18 protein-coding genes are annotated in these 16393 nt (G+C 60.3%); 8 read left to right on the top strand and 10 right to left on the bottom strand.

Features of this window, described 5'->3' with window-relative positions; translation table 11 throughout:
• Nucleotides 1–386: 386 nt before the first annotated feature.
• Entirely contained in the window at nt 387–1601 is a 1215-nt protein-coding gene (locus IB248_RS03010) for an MFS transporter (protein ID WP_062371411.1), read from the top strand.
• 7 nt (nt 1602–1608) lie between these two features.
• Here IB248_RS03010 and IB248_RS03015 read toward each other — a convergent pair whose 3' ends face one another.
• The 3 genes from IB248_RS03015 to IB248_RS03025 are packed head-to-tail and all read right to left on the bottom strand — an operon-like array spanning nt 1609 to nt 4334.
• Nucleotides 1609–2481 (bottom strand): SDR family oxidoreductase, encoded by an 873-nt coding sequence (locus tag IB248_RS03015; protein ID WP_192240284.1) that lies wholly within the window; start codon nt 2479–2481, stop codon nt 1609–1611.
• Nucleotides 2481–3629, bottom strand: coding sequence for a tRNA epoxyqueuosine(34) reductase QueG (queG, locus tag IB248_RS03020; RefSeq protein ID WP_062371407.1), 1149 nt, complete (start codon nt 3627–3629; stop codon nt 2481–2483). The genes IB248_RS03015 and queG overlap by 1 nt, the downstream gene beginning before the upstream one ends.
• Nucleotides 3630–3641: 12 nt before the next feature.
• Entirely contained in the window at nt 3642–4334 is a 693-nt protein-coding gene (locus tag IB248_RS03025) for a glutathione S-transferase family protein (RefSeq protein ID WP_018116838.1), read from the bottom strand.
• Nucleotides 4335–4583: 249 nt separating this feature from the next.
• On the opposite strand from IB248_RS03025, the gene IB248_RS03030 reads away from it, so the two are divergent.
• The gene (locus IB248_RS03030) at nt 4584–5381 is read left to right on the top strand and encodes an undecaprenyl-diphosphate phosphatase (RefSeq protein WP_018116837.1); all 798 of its coding nucleotides are present in this window, start codon (nt 4584–4586) and stop codon (nt 5379–5381) included.
• Nucleotides 5382–5487: 106 nt separating this feature from the next.
• Here the strand turns inward: IB248_RS03030 and IB248_RS03035 are convergent, their stop codons facing one another.
• The 7 genes from IB248_RS03035 to dnaN form a co-directional block, all read right to left on the bottom strand.
• A complete protein-coding gene (locus tag IB248_RS03035) occupies nt 5488–5640 on the bottom strand; it encodes a hypothetical protein (protein WP_007799501.1) in 153 nt (50 codons plus the stop codon).
• 282 nt (nt 5641–5922) lie between these two features.
• Nucleotides 5923–6903 (bottom strand): complex I NDUFA9 subunit family protein, encoded by a 981-nt coding sequence (locus tag IB248_RS03040; RefSeq protein ID WP_192240285.1) that lies wholly within the window; start codon nt 6901–6903, stop codon nt 5923–5925.
• A gap of 112 nt (nt 6904–7015) precedes the next feature.
• Nucleotides 7016–7303, bottom strand: coding sequence for a DUF1330 domain-containing protein (locus IB248_RS03045; protein WP_018855186.1), 288 nt, complete (start codon nt 7301–7303; stop codon nt 7016–7018).
• A 27-nt stretch (nt 7304–7330) separates the two neighbouring features.
• Nucleotides 7331–8023 carry an orotidine-5'-phosphate decarboxylase gene (gene pyrF, locus IB248_RS03050; protein ID WP_113470531.1) on the bottom strand — a complete coding sequence of 231 codons (693 nt, stop codon included), beginning with the start codon at nt 8021–8023 and terminating at the stop codon, nt 7331–7333.
• Nucleotide 8024: 1 nt separating this feature from the next.
• The gene (locus IB248_RS03055) at nt 8025–8612 is read right to left on the bottom strand and encodes a histidine phosphatase family protein (protein WP_018855184.1); all 588 of its coding nucleotides are present in this window, start codon (nt 8610–8612) and stop codon (nt 8025–8027) included.
• Between the two features lie 4 nt (nt 8613–8616).
• A complete protein-coding gene (gene pmtA, locus IB248_RS03060; RefSeq protein WP_018116832.1) occupies nt 8617–9210 on the bottom strand; it encodes a phospholipid N-methyltransferase PmtA in 594 nt (197 codons plus the stop codon).
• A gap of 117 nt (nt 9211–9327) precedes the next feature.
• Complete coding sequence (dnaN, locus tag IB248_RS03065) at nt 9328–10446, bottom strand: DNA polymerase III subunit beta (RefSeq protein WP_169679308.1); 1119 nt, start codon at nt 10444–10446, stop codon at nt 9328–9330.
• A gap of 270 nt (nt 10447–10716) precedes the next feature.
• Between dnaN and rsmI the strand changes: the two genes are divergently transcribed.
• The 6 genes from rsmI to IB248_RS03095 all read left to right on the top strand — a co-directional run bounded on the left by rsmI (nt 10717) and on the right by IB248_RS03095 (nt 16318).
• Nucleotides 10717–11619 carry a 16S rRNA (cytidine(1402)-2'-O)-methyltransferase gene (rsmI, locus tag IB248_RS03070; RefSeq protein ID WP_018116830.1) on the top strand — a complete coding sequence of 301 codons (903 nt, stop codon included), beginning with the start codon at nt 10717–10719 and terminating at the stop codon, nt 11617–11619.
• Nucleotides 11609–12013 (top strand): YraN family protein, encoded by a 405-nt coding sequence (locus IB248_RS03075; RefSeq protein WP_192240286.1) that lies wholly within the window; start codon nt 11609–11611, stop codon nt 12011–12013. The genes rsmI and IB248_RS03075 overlap by 11 nt, the downstream gene beginning before the upstream one ends.
• An 87-nt stretch (nt 12014–12100) precedes the next feature.
• Nucleotides 12101–13399, top strand: coding sequence for an extracellular solute-binding protein (locus tag IB248_RS03080; RefSeq protein WP_192240287.1), 1299 nt, complete (start codon nt 12101–12103; stop codon nt 13397–13399).
• A 76-nt stretch (nt 13400–13475) separates the two neighbouring features.
• A complete protein-coding gene (locus IB248_RS03085; RefSeq protein ID WP_018855179.1) occupies nt 13476–14357 on the top strand; it encodes an ABC transporter permease subunit in 882 nt (293 codons plus the stop codon).
• A gap of 9 nt (nt 14358–14366) precedes the next feature.
• On the top strand, nt 14367–15209 hold the full coding sequence (ugpE, locus tag IB248_RS03090) for a sn-glycerol-3-phosphate ABC transporter permease UgpE (RefSeq protein WP_018855178.1): 843 nt from the start codon (nt 14367–14369) through the stop codon (nt 15207–15209).
• An 11-nt stretch (nt 15210–15220) separates the two neighbouring features.
• Nucleotides 15221–16318 carry a sn-glycerol-3-phosphate import ATP-binding protein UgpC gene (locus tag IB248_RS03095; protein WP_192240288.1) on the top strand — a complete coding sequence of 366 codons (1098 nt, stop codon included), beginning with the start codon at nt 15221–15223 and terminating at the stop codon, nt 16316–16318.
• Nucleotides 16319–16393 lie beyond the last annotated feature (75 nt).

Genomic DNA, 16393 nt, shown 5'->3' on the forward strand with positions numbered 1-16393 from the left:
GCAAGGCCTGATCCACGCAACCAAAGATCACAAAATTAACGAAAATAATTTTGCGCGATTGCCATAATTAGTGCCTCATTTGCGCAAATTCAGAGGCCGTTAACCATAATCAGGCGCTATATTATATGCGCCGAATGCAGGAAGTAGAAATTTCCTACCCTGAAACCGCGCTATTTGTGATCGACAAATACAATCGCAAGACGAAAAGTCTGCCGCCCGCTCTCGCCCCGCAGGCAAGTCGTGATATGCAAGTCGACGGAAGTCGCTGCGGCATAGCATAAAAACGCCTCGGGCGTGTCCAAAACGGTGACATTCAAACGTCTTTAGCTTGCAAGCGCGCAAGCAGTGCGCGCCTCGTTCAAATTGGGCAGGGAGGCTGCGAAATCATGAGCATACCTTATCGTTGGATCATTGTTTCTGCCGGGGCGTTGATGACCTGCGTTGCACTCGGCGCGATGTTTTCCCTGGCAATCTTCCAGGAGCCAATCGCGACCGAGACCGGCTGGTCGCACGCTGGCATTGCGAGCGCGATGACACTTAATTTCATTGTCATGGGGATTGGCGGTTTCCTGTGGGGCACTGCGAGCGATCGCTTCGGCGCGCGGGTTGTCGTTCTGATCGGTGCTGCCGGCCTTGGCCTGGCCCTTGTGTTGGCAAGCCGCGCGGAATCGCTTCTGCAGTTTCAGCTGACCTACGGGATTTTGGTCGGGCTTGCCGCCAGCACCTTCTTCGCGCCAATGATCGCGACGACGACCGGGTGGTTCGAGGAGAACCGCAGCCTCGCCGTCTCCCTTGTCTCTGCCGGCATGGGTGTCGCGCCCATGACGATCTCACCTTTCGCACGCTGGCTCATTTCTGCCTATGATTGGCGAACCGCGATGCTGCTGATCGGCATCACTGCCTGGGTCCTGCTGCTTCCGGCAGCCTTGCTGGTTCGGCGCCCGCCGGCAGAGGCAGGGGACGGCGCGACCGCCACTGCAACAAGCGGGGAACAGCCTTCGCTCTCGCGGGTGTTCCGATCGCCACAATTCATTGTGTTGGGGCTGACGTTCTTCGCCTGCTGCGCTGCGCATTCCGGTCCGATCTTTCACATGGTCAGTTACGCGACGATCTGCGGCATAGCGCCAATGGCCGCCGTCAGCATCTATAGCGTCGAGGGACTTGCGGGGCTCGGCGGCCGGCTTCTCTATGGCGGGCTGGCCGACAGGGTCGGGGTGAAGCCGGTCCTCGTCGCCGGTTTGCTCGTCCAGGCGATTGCGCTTGCGACCTACCTCTTCGTCAGCAGGCTCGGCGAATTCTACGCCCTCGCCATTATCTTCGGCAGCGCCTATGGCGGCGTGATGCCGCTCTATGCTGTTCTGGCGCGAGAATATTTCGGGCCGCGCATCATCGGTACGGTGTTCGGCGCGGCGACGATGCTCTCCAGTCTCGGGATGGCCTTCGGTCCTCTGATCGGCGGATGGATCTTCGACACCTTTGACAACTACTCGTGGCTCTTCATCGGATCCGCTCTGGTCGGGCTCGGCGCAGCCGCAATAGCCCTCGCATTCCCGCCGCTCGCACGGGTAAAGGCCGAGCCGGCGCTCGGCGTCTCGATTTGAGGCGTCGCTATCCTCGCCAGCTGTTGTTCTGCATCAGCTGCGCGAGCGAGGCGGGATAGGTCGGGAAGGCGAAGATAAAGCCCGCCGCCTTCAGCTTGGCGTTCGAGACCCGCTTGTTCTCGCCGTAGAAGGACCGCGCCATCGGGGTGAGCGCGGCAGTTTCGAAGGGCTGCTCCGGCGGCGGCTCGACGCCCAGCAGCCGGGCTGCTTCGACGATGACGTCCTGAGGCGGGCCGGGCAGATCGTCGGTCACATTATATATGCCGCCGAGCCCACGGTCGGCGAGGAACCGCGTCGCCGCGCCGATATCCTCAACCCGGATCCGGTTGAAAACCTGATCCTTCTTGATCAATCGCCGTGCGGTACCGCGTTCCAGATTGCAAAGGGCATTGCGGCCTGGCCCGTAGATACCGGAGAGGCGGAGAACCGCCGCCGGAACATTGATGGCGGCGCCGATGGCCATCCAGCCGTCTTCTGCTTCCAGCCGCTCCTTCGAGCGGCCGGAAACCGGCGTGCAGGGCATTTCTTCGGTGACCCAATTTCCCTTGTGATCGCCATAGACGCCGACCGTCGAGAGATAGCCGATCCACTGGAGCTTGGGCATCATCTCCTTCAGACGGTCGCCAGCGAGCCTGATCAGCGCATCACCATTATCGCGCGGCGCAATGGATTGGACGAGATGGGTCGCGCCCCGCATCGCCTCGCTCAATTTCTCGTCCAGCACGTCGCCGTCAAACACGAAAGCGTCGATGCCCTGGCCACGCAGGGCAGCTGCCTTGTCTTCCGAGCGCGTCGTACCGGAGACACGCGCGCCGTCCGCCATGAAAGCCTTGGCGATCGCCGTGCCCGAATAGCCGCAGCCGAAAATCATCACTTGCATCAAACTGCTCCCGCCAGGCGCCATTCACTCAGGACATCGCTATCCGACTCATCTGGCCTTTGTGCCGCAAAGGCAGAAAATTCGCCAGCCTCGAGAAGGCGCGACAAGGCCCAAATTGCCATACCGCGTACGACCGGGGAGGGATCCTCTGACAGTTTCCGACACTGCTCGACAAATCGGCGATCGTTCGAATTGCCGGCGGCAATGAGCACATTGCGGATGAACCGATCGCGGCCGATACGCTTGACGGGCGAGCCGCTGAAGAATGTGCGAAAGGCGGCATCATCGAGGCCGAGCAGATACTCGATCGATGGCTCCTTCAAGTCCTCCCGGGCCTGCAGCTTCATCTCGGAGGCCTCATGGGCAAATTTGTTCCATGGGCAGGCGGCGAGACAGTCGTCGCAGCCATAGATCCGGTTGCCGATCAGGGACCGCAACGCCGGGTCGATCGGTCCTTTGTGCTCGATGGTCAGGTAGGAGATGCAGCGCCGTGCGTCGATCTGGTAGGGACCGGGAAAGGCTTTCGTCGGGCAGATATCGAGACAGGCGCGGCAGGAGCCACAGTGGTCAATCTCCGGCGCATCGATGTTCAGATCCGCGGTCGTGAACATCGAGCCGAGGAAAAGCCATGATCCGTGCTCGCGGCTGACGAGGTTCGTATGCTTGCCCTGCCAGCCGAGGCCGGCCGCTGCCGCGAGCGGTTTTTCCATCACCGGAGCCGTGTCGACAAAGACCTTCACATCCGCCCCGGCGCGCGCCGCAAAGCGTGTTGCGATCTCCTTCAATCGCCCCTTGATGATGTCGTGATAGTCGCGATTGCGCGCGTAGACCGAGATTGCAGCCTTGTCGGGTTTTGTCAGAATCTCGCGCGGATCTTCATCCGGTCCGTAATTGAGGCCGAAGACGACGATCGACCGGACGTCGCTCCAGAGCGTGCGTGGATCGCCGCGCCTGTCGCGGGTCTCCGCCATCCACTCCATCGTTCCATGCCGCCCGGCGTCAATGAATTCGCCGAGCCGCTCCTTGGCTTCCGGTATGGCGTCGGGTCGCGTGATGCGACAGAGGTCGAAACCCAAGGCCTTCGCCTCCGACCGAACGAAGGCGGTGAGGGTATCGCGGCGTTTCTGGTCCTTGTTTTCCATGGCCATTGAAGGCCCTCGTCAGAAATCCAGGTCGGCGTAGTGCGAAACCGGGGTCAGGCCACGCACGCGCTCGGTGAGCAACGGCCGGAAGGATGGACGCGACTTCAGGCGCTGATACCACTCCTTGACGAGAGGAGCTTCCGACCAGTCGATTTCACCGAGATAGTCGAGAATGGAAACGGCCGAGGCAGCAGCGAGATCTGCATAGCTCATGCGGTCGCCGGCCAGCCACTGTCGGGAGCCGGCAAGCCAGCCCAGATATTTCATGTGCTGGCGGATATTCGCCCGCGCCGTGCGGAGGATCTTGGAATCAGGCGCGCCGCCGCCCTGGTCCGCCGTCATCTGCAGCTTGTAGACCCGCTCGCGGGCGAGCGGCTTGGTCACGTCTGTTTCCATCTTCTGCATGAACCATTCCGTCAGCCGGCGAATCTCGGCGCGCTGGAATGGATCTTCCGCCAGGAGCCGGCGATCACGCTTGAGCACGCCGTGCGTCTCGTCGAGATACTCGGAGATCACAGCCGCGCCGCACAACGCCCGCATGCTGTCATCGACATAAACCGGCAGGGTTCCGGCCGGGTTGAGCGCGAGGAAATCCCGGCGCTTTTCCCAGGTCTGCTCCTCGATCAGGTCCGCCTGATAGCCGTACTCCGTCAGGATCAGCCGAACGAAGCGTGATGCGGATGACATGGGATGATGATAGAGCGTGGGCATTGATTCTCGGATTTTTTGAGGTGTGTGGCATGTTGCGGGAGCGCGATGATCATAGCGCCCTAGTCATGACTTATTCGTTGAAGCTATAGGAGCTTGGCCCTTTCAATACAAGCGAGTCGGGTAGCCAACTCCCTGACAAAGGAGGTGGGCGTGCTCGAAAAACGGATTTTTGTTTTCCCGCCCTGCCTTCGTCATTTCCGGACGCCATAACCCCAATCAAAGCCCGACCAAACTCCACGGAGAGAATGTATGGATTATGTGAACTCTATAATTCTAGGCATAATAGAGGGAATTACCGAGTTTCTGCCGATTTCGAGCACCGGCCACCTTATCATCGCTGAGCAATGGCTCGGCCACCGGTCGGACATGTTCAACATCGTCATTCAGGCGGGCGCGATTCTCGCCGTCACCATTATTTACTGGCGTCGCCTCCTGGATCTCGTCCTGGGCTGGCGTGATCCGCGCAATCGCACTTACGCGGCCAAGCTGATCGTCGCGTTTCTCATCACGGCGATCCTCGGACTGGTCGTCAAGAAGCTCGGCTTCCAACTGCCGGAGAATGCGACGCCGATTGCCTGGGCGCTGATCATCGGCGGTATCTGGATGATCTTTGCCGAATGGGCCGCCGCTCGTCGACCGCCTCACAAGGAGATTACCTGGCTCGTCGCCATCTTGGTCGGTATTGCCCAGGTGGTGGCCGGCGTCTTCCCGGGAACGTCGCGCTCCGGCGCCACGATTTTCGTTGCCATGCTGGCCGGCACCGGCAATCGCGCAGCAGCGACCGAATTCGCCTTCCTGGTCGGCATCCCGACCATGTATGCCGCAAGCGGCTACGAACTGCTGAAGACGTTCAAGGATGGCGGGGCTGCAAACGAGGATTGGACGAGCCTCGGCATCGCTTTCATCGTCTCGACGATTGTTGCGTTTATCGCCGTGAAATGGCTGCTGTCCTACATCAGGAGCAACCGGTTTACGGTGTTTGCAATCTACCGCATCATTCTCGGCGCTATCCTGCTCGGCATGGCGGCATTAGGCATGATCGCCTGAGACGCACTTGATCGACGCATCCGAGTCCTTGTGGCGCGGATGCGGATCAGTTCCACTACCGAAAGCAAGGCAAGAAAAAACCGGCGTGAAGAGCGCCGGTTTTTTGTTATCGGCTAATCGAGCCGGTCTCGCAGGGATCGACACCGTAGGCCGGCGAGCACTCACCCTTCACCGCTGCAACCGATCCGGGCGCAATGAAGGAGCCTGCCAGAATAACCAGCGCCGCACACGCAAACAGGAGCGCGATTGACCTACCCATTGAAGAAAGCCTTTCAAAAGTCGTTAGTGCGCCGTCAAGGCGCTGAGTCCATTGGGAAACGCGCGGGGTGTGTAGTCAGTGGAATGACAAATAGCAATAAATGTTCCTGCTAAATTTGGTGTTAATTCCGCTAATTTTTACGTGCGACTTTTATGCAACGAGTGCCGGTCTGCTACAGGGAAAAAAGCGTTCACAACTTCTGCGATTCTGAAAAAACCTTCCACGAGAAACGCCGCCCGTGAAGGTCGCGAGCGGCGTGTTGCTTTGGGAAGGTCGCAGCTCTCAGGCCGCCTTGCCCGATCCGGTGTACTGCCCGTGCGGACGGTACTGCACGAGGTAAGAGCCGATGACCGAGTTCACCAGCGTCGGTGTGACGCCGATACCCTTCAGCGTCCGGCCTTCGGTTTCCGCTTCCTTCGAAACGACATTGTCCTTCTTCAGCAAACGCACCTGGTCGGAGGTGATCGGCGGTGTGACGAACGGAATGAGCGAGGCGATGCTGCCGATGAGCGAGGCAATGCCAAAGGGAAGCGAAACCAGACGATTTTTGCGCCAGGTTGTCTTGAGCATGACCTCGAGACATTCGCGGAAGGTCAGCACCTCGGGGCCACCAAGCTCGTAAACCTGGCCCGCGGTCACCTTGCCCTCGATTGCCTTTGCCACGGCTTCGGCCACGTCGACGACATAGACTGGCTGGAACTTCGTCTTGCCGCCGCCGACCAGCGGCAGCGCCGGCGCGATGCGCGCCATGTCGGCAAACTTGTTGAAGAAGCTGTCCTCGGGACCGAAGACGACGGACGGGCGGTAGATGATGGCATCCGGCTTGATCGCGTGGATCGCTGCCTCTGCGCGGCCCTTGGTGCGGGCGTAGGCTGAATCGGAGTGCGCGTTTGCGCCGATTGCTGAGATGTGGATCAGCTTGGCGCCGACGCCGCGAGCGGCTTCAGCGACAGCACGTGCGCCAAACTCCTGAACCGCCTCGAAGGAGTTGCGGCCGGCTTCGTGCAGAATGCCGACGCAGTTCACGACAAAGTCGGCTCCGTCGACGGCACGGTCGATGGAGTTGCGGTAGCGAAGGTTTGCCTGAACGAAGGAGATCTGGCCGACATTGCCGAGCGGCTGCAGGAAGCCGGCGAGATCCGGGCGGCGAACGGCGACGCGGATGCGATAGCCGCGCTTTGCGAGTTCACGGACGACGTGCCTGCCGATGAAGCCGGACCCTCCGAACACGGTAACGAGTGGCGGCAGGTTGGCAAGGGTCATGACAGGCTCCTCGAAAGGCTCGGTTGTGTGGTCGATCTGGTTTCGTCTTAGACCAATCGCGACCCGACGAAAAGGGTCATCGCGCCGCAGATCTCACGGCTGAGAACTCGTCTTAGATGCCTTCGACGACGACCATTTCGGCGTCGGCGATTTCCTGGCGGATTTTCGCAGCGATCTGGTATTCCGGCGAATTATAGCAATCGACAGCGTGCTGCATCGAGGGAAACTCGATCACAACGTTGCGTGCGCGGGACTTGCCCTCGAGCTCGGTGATCGCGCCGCCCCGGGCGAGGAAGTTGGCGCCATACTTATCGAAGGCCAGCTTTCCTGCTGCGACGTAGTCCTTGTAGCGCTCGACATCACGAACATCGACGCGTGCGATCCAATATGCCTTTGCCATTTCAGGTCCTCCCTGTTTGTCAGGTTATTAAAGGGCCGCCGACATTTCGGCGAGGATTGCGCGAGCCGCTTCGCGGGGATCGGGTGCCTTCACGATCGGGCGGGCAACGACCAGATGGCTGGAGCCGGCCTTCAGTGCGTCAGCCGGCGTCATCACGCGCTTCTGGTCGCCCTTGTCGGCGCCGGCAGGGCGAATGCCCGGCGTGACCAGCGCCATATCGGGGCCGATGATCTTGCGCACGGCCGCCGATTCCTCTGCGGAGCACACGATGCCGCCCATACCGGCGAGGTGGGCCTGTTCGGCGCGGCGCAAAACCAGCGTATGCGGATCGTATTCGTAGCCGGCCGCGACCAGGTCCTGCTCGTCCATCGACGTCAGTACGGTCACGCCGAGCAGGCAGAGGTCGGAGCCCTTGGCGGCCTCGACGGCGGCCTTCATCGCCTTCGGATAGGCATGCAGCGTCAGCATCGACATGCCCATCTTGACGATGTTCTCGACACCCGATGCAACCGTGTTGTCGATGTCGAGCAGCTTCATGTCGAGGAAGATCTTCTTGCCGCTCTTGGCAAGATCGCGCGCAAATTCCAGGCCGCCGGCAAAAGCCAGCTGATATCCGATCTTGTAGAAGACGACGTCGTCGCCGAGCGTATGGACGATCCTTTCGGCCTCGCCAAGTGTTGGAACATCCAGCCCGACGATCAGGCGTTCGCGTACGTCCATCTCACATCCATCCCTGCCATTCTTCGATAGGCGTCCAGTCGCACGACGGGCGTCGATCCGCAAGGCTGAAACAGTAGAGATTGCCACCGCCTCCCGGTTGATCGCCATCACGCCGGATCGGGCGGCCCTCAAGGTGGCACTTGAGCAGCGTGCCGACGCCTCCATGGCCGACGAATGCGATGGGAAGGGCGGGATTGTGCGACGCGAGGATATCTGTGACGGCGGAAACGATACGCCGCTGGGCGTCGATCGCGCGCTCCCAGCCTTTGAAGCTTGCCTCGGGATGCGCAAAGAACCAATCTGCGGCCTTCTCGAACTCGGGGGGCGGCATGAAACCGGTCGCCGAGCGGTCGTTCTCATGCATGTCGTGGACAATCTCGACGGTCACCTCCGCTGCGGCTGCAAGGATCTCGGCAGTCTCGATCGCCTTTGTCTCGTCGCTGGAAACGATGCGGCGCAGCTGCTTTGCCCAGCGGCGTTCAGCGGCCTTGTGGGCGCGTGCGGCGCCGATCTCCGACAGCCCCCATTTCGGCACGGGAACCGCTGCGTCGATCCTCACCTGCGGATGGGTGACGTAGAGGCCGAACACCGGGTCAGCCGCGTCGGTAGATCCAGAGCTGTGCCGGCGGAATGTTGCGGACGATAAAGTCGAAGTGCTGGATATGGTAGCGATCCGGCCGCGCGATGATCGGCGACACCGGGCCGTAGGAGATCTGGACAACGGGGCGGCCTGCCGGCAAGCGGTCGAGCAGGCTTTCGAGCAGCGCGATGCGCGCCTGCATCGGGAAATTCAAAAGCGGGACGGCGGATACAACGGAATCGAACGTCTGATCCTTCATCGATCCGAGCGTCTTGTCGAGATTGAACGCATCGCCGTTGATGAAGTTCACGCCCGGATAGAGCCGGACCAGGTGCTCGTAGAAATCCGTCGAATATTCGACGGCGACCAGCTTCTCGGGTTTCACGCCGCGACCAAGAATGGCCTTGGTGATTGCGCCGGTACCCGGGCCGAGCTCAAGGACCGGCAGTCCCGAATGCGGGTTGATGACGCTTGCCATCTTGCGGGCCGTTATGGAGGAGGTGGGAACAATCGAACCGACAGTCTTCGGCCCCTGCATCATTCCTTTGAAGAAGCGGATTTCTTCATCGAATTTTTTGCCCAGCCGTTCCTTTAGGCGCAACGCCATGCCCGTCCTCCTAGATATGCAACAAAACAGCCCGCTCTCTAATTGCAGTCAGTTCCGCCGAAAAACAAGGCCTGACGTCGCAATTGGCAAAGTTTGCACCGTAGATGCGACGCGCGGCTAGACGCGCATCGGCATCAGCACATAAAGGGCATCGTCGCCAGCCGTGTCGCGAATGAGCGTCGGCGAGCCGGCGTCGGCGAGCAGGAAGATCGCTTCATCGCCGGAAAGCTGCGCGGTGATATCAAGCAGGTATTTGGCGTTGAAGCCGATTTCCATCGAGTCGGTGTCGTAGCCGACCGCGACTTCTTCGGTTGCGCTGCCGGAATCCGGATTGTTGACGGTGAGCAGCAATTGGCCGTCGGAGAGGGCGAGCTTGACGGCGCGACCGCGCTCAGAGGAGATCGTCGACACGCGGTCGACGGCCTGAGCGAACGTCGTGCAATCGACGCGCATTTCCTTGTCGTTGTTGGTCGGGATGACGCGCTGGTAGTCCGGGAACGTGCCGTCGATGAGCTTCGAGGTCATGACGATCGAGCCGATGCTGAGGCGGATCTTGGCGTCCGAGACTTCCACGGTCACCATCGCATCAGGCACATCGACGAGCTTCTGCAGTTCGCCGACGGTCTTGCGCGGGATGATGATGCCGGGCATGCCCTCCGAGCCGGATGGTGCATCCACGTCGGCGCGGGCGAGGCGGTGGCCATCGGTTGCGACGGCACGCAGCTTCAGGTCGCCTTTGCTCTCGATGGTGTGGAAGAAGATACCGTTCAGATAGTAGCGGGTTTCCTCGGTCGAGATCGCGAACTGGGTGCGATCGATCAGCATCTTGAGATCGGTCGCCTTCAGTTTGAAGGTATGGCTGAAGGTGCCGGCGGTGAGGTCAGGGAAGTCCGACTCCGGCAGGCACTGCAACGAGAACTTGGAACGACCGGACTGGACGGTCATCGAGCCGCCGTCGGTGCTGGTCGCCAGCAGAACTTCGGAGCCATCAGGCAGCTTGCGCACAATGTCGTAAAGAAGATGGGCGGGGACCGTAGTGGCGCCGGCCTGTTCGACATTCGCAGGCGTCGCTTCGGTCACTTCGAGATCGAGGTCGGTCGCCTTCATGTCCAGATTCTGGCCGTCGGCGCGCAGCAGGATGTTGGACAGAATCGGGATCGTGTTCCGGCGTTCGACCACGCGATGCACGTGGTTCAGCGACTTCAAAAGGTTGGACCGCTCAATTGTAATACGCATGGGATGCTACCGCTTTCGACCGTTACTGCTTGAGCGCGCATGTTGCGCGCCGCAAGGAATGCCTTTGCCCAAAAGGGACCATAGAGTGGATAGGCAAAATGGCAGGATTTTGAGACCGATTGCAAGAGGCGCGAATGGCCGCGCCAGTGCATTTGCCGTTTTCCGGTGCAATGCACACAGAAATTGCTGCGGCCTTGCCGAACGGCGGGGTCTCGCCCATAAAAGCGGAAACCAGAGGAGAGTATCGATACCTTGAGCAATGACGATGTGATGGCCGATGGCGGCAGGCAACGCAGCTTCCGCCTGCACAATATGTCCGTTCCGGCACGACCGTTGGAGCCGGCGCTTTACCTCGTTGCGACGCCGATCGGCAATCTCGGCGACATCACGCTGCGTGCGTTGGAAACGCTTGCCGGCGCCGATGTGCTGGCCTGCGAAGACACGCGCGTCACCCGCGTCTTGCTCGACCGTTTTGGCATTCAGAACCGCCCCTATGCCTATCACGAACACAATGCCGACGAGGCTGGTCCGCGGCTCCTGCAGGCGCTGGAGGCCGGCAAGTCAGTCGCTCTCGTCTCGGACGCCGGAACGCCCCTGGTCTCCGATCCCGGCTATCGCCTCGCACAGAGCGCCATCGAGGCCGGCTATCGCGTCGTGCCAATCCCCGGTGCCTCGGCACCGCTTGCGGCTCTCGTGGGTTCCGGCCTGCCGAATGATGCATTCTTGTTCGCCGGTTTTCTGCCGACCAAGGACAAGGCCCGTCGCGATCGGCTGGCGGAGTTAGAGGCGGCCCCCGCGACGCTGATGTTCTTTGAATCGCCGCATCGCATTGCTGCGACCCTTGCCGCCGCCGCCGATGTGCTCGGTGCAGACCGGTCGGCTTGCGTCTGTCGCGAACTGACCAAGGCCTTCGAAGAGTTTCGCCGCGGTACCCTAGGGACGCTGGCTGCCCACTACGCCGATGTCGACAACGTCAAAGGCGAGATCGTGCTGGTCATAGGTCCTCCTCCCGAACGGGTGGTCGAAGCTGCCGATGTCGATGCGATCTTGGCCTATCTGGCAAGAACCCTGCCGACCTCCAAAGCGGCAGCCGAGGCATCGAAGCTGACTGGCGTCTCCAAGAAGGAACTCTACCAGCGGCTTCTCGACATGAAGGGCGGCGATGGGCGATAGGGCTGCTGCTGCCGACCGCCGCAGGGCGCTCGGCCGGGGCCAGGTCTCCGAGTATCTCGCTGCTCTTTATCGTATGCTGAAGGGCTATCGCATCGTCGCGCTGCGCTATCGCACCAAGCTCGAGGAAATAGACATCATTGCACGTAAGCGCAACCTGGCGATTTTTGTTGAAGTGAAGGCGCGGCGCGAGGAGATGAGCGCGATCGACGCCGTGTCTCCTACAGCGCAAAACCGCATCAGAGCGGCCAGCGATCTGTGGCTACAGCGACAACGCGATTATGCTTTGCTTTCGCGGCGTTACGACATCGTGGCCATCCTGCCCGGCCGCCTGCCGCGAACTTTCCGAATGCCTTCTGACGTCATTGCAATCGCGTGCAAAAGAATCCGGCTGTAACAGTCCTGTCATGAAACCATCAAGGAGGCGTCATGGAAGGCCTCTATTGCACTCCTCACCCCAACAATTGGTGGAGAGGGATTAGCCATGTTCAAGAAAATTTCTATGGCCGCCATGGCGGTCAGCTTTTCGGCGTCGTCGTCCTTTGCTGCGACCAACATCACCTGGTGGCACGGCATGGGCGGCCGCAACGGCGAAGTCATCAATGAGGTTGCACAGAAGTTCAACGCTGCGCAGTCCGCCTGCGCCCTGACCCCGGTCAGCAAGGGCACATATGAAGAAGCACTTGCCGCCGGCATCGCGGCCTTCCGTTCGGGCGAACAGCCGAACATTCTGCAGGTCTTCGACGCAGGTGCAGCAACCATCATCAACGCCAAGGGAGCTGTCGTTCCGGCCGAAGACCTGATCAAGGACGCCGGCTACAAGTTCGACCGCAATGCCTTCATTCCCGGCGTTCGCTATTTCTACGCCGCCGCTGACGGCAAGTTCGTCGGCATGCCCTTCAACTCTTCCGCACCGATTATGTACATCAATCCGGAAGCGCTGAAGAAGGCTGGCGTCGAAGCTCCGAAGACCTGGGAAGAGTTCGAAGCAATTGCTCCGAAGCTCAAGGAGGCCGGCTATATCCCGCTCGTCCAGTCGCAGTTGACCTGGGAATTCACCGAGAACTTCTTCTCGCGCAACAACATCCAGTTCGCCACCAACAACAACGGCTACGACAGCGTTGTCGACACCAAGCTCAAGGTCACCGATCCGAACCTCATCATGATGTTCGACAAGCTGAAGGCCTGGTCCGACGAAGGCTACTTCAAGTACTACGGCGCCGGCTGGAACGACAACCAGAAGCCCTTCGAAGAAGGCAAGGTCGCTCTCTGGATCGGTTCCTCGGGCTCCTTCGGCGGCCTGAAGAAGACGGCAACGATGCCCTTCTCGGCAACCTTCCTGCCGTTTTGGGGTGCGATCAAGGGCGCCGGCACCCACAGCTTCATCGGCGGCGCGGCGCTCTTCGCAATGTCCGGCAAGTCGGCTGAGGAGAACAAGTGCGTTGCCGACTTCTTCCAGTTCCTGACCTCGCCTGAGATCCAGAAGTTCTACCACCAGGCAACCGGTTACGTCGCCATCACCGAGGCAGCCTACGAGCTCGCCAAGAAGGAAGGCTACTACGACAAGGAGCCGGTTGCCGAAGTCGGTATCAAGCAGCTGAAGCTGGATGATGGCGAATGGTCGAAGGGCTACCGCCTCGGCTTCTACCCGCAGATCCGCGAAATAATGGAACGCGAATACGGCCGCATCTTCTCGGGCGAAACCTCCGTCAAGGACGCTTTCGACACCATCGAGAAGGAAGGCAACCAGCTCCTCGAGCGTTTTGCCAAGACTGCCGGCTGATTTAGGCCATTGCTGAAAAACAACGGTTCCGGAGGCGTTGGCCGTCTCCGGAACCGCTTTGCAAAAAGGTCTCGCCATGAAGCGCGTGCAGTTTTCGTCGCCAACGCTGCCTTATCTCTTCCTGCTGCCGCAGATGGCGGTGATTTTCATTTTCTTCTACTGGCCGTCCGTTCAGGCGGTGAAGTCCTCGTTCTTCCTTGAGGATCCCTTCGGCTTCGGCTCCAGCTTCGTGGGCTTCGACAATTACAAGGGCATCCTCGAAAGCGCGGAGTACCGCTCGATTGCCGGCTTTACGGCGATCTTCACGGCGCTTGTCACGTTTTTCTCGCTGTCGCTTGGCCTCCTGCTGGCGGTCAAGGCGGACGCTGTTATTCGCGGCAGCTCGGCTTACAAGACCGTGCTAATTTCGGTCTATGCGATCGCCCCGCCGGTCGCCGGCCTGATCGGCATGATGTTCTTCGACCAGCACATAGGCCCCTTCGTGCGTTTCGCCGCCTTGTTCGGCTGGGACATGAAGATCGGCCTGAACTACTTCGACACGGCCTTTGCGATGGTGGTCGTCTCCGTTTGGAAGCAGATCCCGTATAATTTCATCTTCTTTCTTTCTGGCCTTCAGGGCATTCCCGTTTCCGTTCGCGAGGCTGCGGCGCTCGACTGCCGCTCGGGCTTCCGCCGCTTCTGGACAGTTATCCTGCCGCTTCTGGCGCCGACCGCCTTCTTCCTCTTCGTCATCAACGTCACCTATTCGCTGTTCGATACCTTCGGCATCGTCGACGTGATGGTGAAGGACAAGGCCGCCAACAATCCGATCACCCTTGTCTACAAGGTCTACATGGACGGCTTCCGTGGCAACGACCTCGGCGGCTCCTCGGCCCAGTCGGTAATCCTGATGATTGTCGTCTTCGTGCTCACGGTCTTCCAGTTCCGCTTCCTTGAGCGGCGCGTTCACTACAATTGAGGGGGCGCAATGTATCGTCTCAAGATAACCGATCACATTATCCTGCTCCTGGGCGTCTTCGTCATGATGGCGCCCGTCGTCGTCGCCTTCTTCACCTCGACGCACGAGGCGGCCGAAATTCACCGCAACGGTTTGACGCTCAGGTGGGGAAACCATTTCGTCGAGACCTACAATGCGGTTCTGAACCGCGAAGGTGGTTTCACCGGACAGGTGACCGGCATGCGGATGCTGATGAACTCGCTGATCCTCGGTATCGGCTTTGCCGTCGGAAAGATCGTGCTGTCGATGCTCGCCGCCTATGCGATCGTCTATTTCCGCTTTCGACTTGGAACGCTGTTTTTCTGGATGATCTTCACGACCTTGCTGCTGCCGCTCGAGGTCCGCATCCTTCCTTCCTACGAGGTGATGCACCAACTGCACCTCATCAACACCTATACCGGCCTGATCGTGCCGCTACTCGCATCGGCAACCGGCACCTTCTATTTCCGGCAGTTCTTCAAATCGATCCCGGACGAGCTGCTCGAGGCGGCGCGCATCGACGGCGCCGGCCCGATCAAGTTCTTCTTCGACGTCATCGTGCCGCTCTCGAAGACGATGGTGGCAGCCATCTTCATCATCATGTTCGTCTATGGCTGGAACCAGTATCTCTGGCCAATGCTGATGACCAATGACGAGAGCTTCTACACGTTGGTGCGCGGCATCAAGCAGATCCTGCTGGTCTGGGTCGGCGCTCAGATCCCCGATTACAACGAAGCCTTTGCGATCGCGATCCTCGCGATGCTACCGCCTGTCATCATCGTCGTGGTGTTCCAGCGCTGGTTCATCAAGGGCCTCACCGAAAGCGACAAGTAAAGGAAACGCCGATGGCCGCCATCGAAATCAATCAGGTCTCCAAGATCTATACCGGGGACGTGCATGCGGTGAAATCCGTGAGCATCGACATCAAGGACGGCGAGTTCATCGTCCTCGTCGGCCCCTCCGGCTGCGGAAAATCCACTCTGCTTCGTATGGTCGCGGGACTGGAGGAGGTCTCCAAGGGTGACGTGAAGATCGGCAATCGCGTCGTCAACAAGATCGATCCGGCTGAGCGCGACATTGCCATGGTTTTCCAGAATTATGCGCTTTATCCGCATATGTCGGTCTATGAAAACCTTGCCTACGGCCTGCGCAACCGCAAGACGCCGAAGGCCGAGATCGACGCCCGCGTCGCGGAAGCCGCGCGCATGCTGCAGCTCGAAGCATACCTCGAGCGGAAGCCGCGCGCCTTGTCCGGCGGCCAGCGTCAGCGCGTTGCCATGGGCCGCGCGATCGTGCGCAAGCCGGCGGCCTTCCTGTTCGACGAGCCCTTGTCCAACCTCGACGCCAAGCTGCGCGTCTCGATGCGCGGCGAGATCAAGCGCCTGCAACGCCGGCTCGGCACCACCTCGATCTACGTCACCCACGACCAGCTGGAAGCCATGACGCTGGCCGATCGCCTGGTGGTTCTGAACGGCGGCGAGATCGAGCAGATCGGCGCGCCGCTCGAGGTCTACCACACCCCGGCCTCGACCTTCGTCGCGAGCTTCATCGGCTCGCCGGCCATGAACCTGCTCAAGGGCGAACTGCATGGCGACAAGCTCGCATTGGGGCCAAGCATGATCGACCTTGCGGGGCTTGCTCCTACATCGGGGCCGGTCACCGTCGGCATTCGCGCCGAGGACCTCCGCCTTGCCGGTCCCGGCGAACACGCCATGACCGTTGCGGTAGACTATGTAGAAGAGCTCGGTTCCCAGCGTCTCGTGCACGGAAATCTGGGCGATCAATCGCTGACGGCAGTCCTGTCCCCTGAGACAGAGCTGAAGTCGGAGTTGCGGCTGGTGGTGGCCACCGAGAAGCTGCATTTCTTCAATCAGGAAACGGGGAAGCGCATCGGCGATACCGTGTCTCCGCAGGTCGTCCAGGTGAAAACGGAAATCGCCTGACGCCTTGGGCTGATCACTCAAATTGTACCGACCGCCTGTACGGTGCCTTTACGACTCTCTGCTATCCCGACAAGG

Source organism: Rhizobium sp. RHZ01 (assembly GCF_014851595.1).
Taxonomy (GTDB): domain Bacteria; phylum Pseudomonadota; class Alphaproteobacteria; order Rhizobiales; family Rhizobiaceae; genus Rhizobium; species Rhizobium altiplani.

Bases quoted from the DNA above. Each gene is read 5' to 3' on its own strand.
- IB248_RS03075 (WP_192240286.1), top strand. From the start codon at position 11,609: ATGGGCGATAGGGCTGCTGCTGCCGACCGCCGCAGGGCGCTCGGCCGG.
- IB248_RS03085 (WP_018855179.1), top strand. From the start codon at position 13,476: ATGAAGCGCGTGCAGTTTTCGTCGCCAACGCTGCCTTATCTCTTCCTG.
- ugpE (WP_018855178.1), top strand. From the start codon at position 14,367: ATGTATCGTCTCAAGATAACCGATCACATTATCCTGCTCCTGGGCGTC.
- IB248_RS03045 (WP_018855186.1), bottom strand. From the start codon at position 7,303: ATGGCAAAGGCATATTGGATCGCACGCGTCGATGTTCGTGATGTCGAG.
- IB248_RS03040 (WP_192240285.1), bottom strand. From the start codon at position 6,903: ATGACCCTTGCCAACCTGCCGCCACTCGTTACCGTGTTCGGAGGGTCC.
- IB248_RS03015 (WP_192240284.1), bottom strand. From the start codon at position 2,481: ATGCAAGTGATGATTTTCGGCTGCGGCTATTCGGGCACGGCGATCGCC.
- IB248_RS03010 (WP_062371411.1), top strand. From the start codon at position 387: ATGAGCATACCTTATCGTTGGATCATTGTTTCTGCCGGGGCGTTGATG.
- queG (WP_062371407.1), bottom strand. From the start codon at position 3,629: ATGGCCATGGAAAACAAGGACCAGAAACGCCGCGATACCCTCACCGCC.
- rsmI (WP_018116830.1), top strand. From the start codon at position 10,717: ATGGCCGATGGCGGCAGGCAACGCAGCTTCCGCCTGCACAATATGTCC.
- IB248_RS03095 (WP_192240288.1), top strand. From the start codon at position 15,221: ATGGCCGCCATCGAAATCAATCAGGTCTCCAAGATCTATACCGGGGAC.
- IB248_RS03030 (WP_018116837.1), top strand. From the start codon at position 4,584: ATGGATTATGTGAACTCTATAATTCTAGGCATAATAGAGGGAATTACC.
- pmtA (WP_018116832.1), bottom strand. From the start codon at position 9,210: ATGGCGTTGCGCCTAAAGGAACGGCTGGGCAAAAAATTCGATGAAGAA.
- IB248_RS03035 (WP_007799501.1), bottom strand. From the start codon at position 5,640: ATGGGTAGGTCAATCGCGCTCCTGTTTGCGTGTGCGGCGCTGGTTATT.
- IB248_RS03080 (WP_192240287.1), top strand. From the start codon at position 12,101: ATGTTCAAGAAAATTTCTATGGCCGCCATGGCGGTCAGCTTTTCGGCG.
- pyrF (WP_113470531.1), bottom strand. From the start codon at position 8,023: ATGGACGTACGCGAACGCCTGATCGTCGGGCTGGATGTTCCAACACTT.
- dnaN (WP_169679308.1), bottom strand. From the start codon at position 10,446: ATGCGTATTACAATTGAGCGGTCCAACCTTTTGAAGTCGCTGAACCAC.
- IB248_RS03025 (WP_018116838.1), bottom strand. From the start codon at position 4,334: ATGCCCACGCTCTATCATCATCCCATGTCATCCGCATCACGCTTCGTT.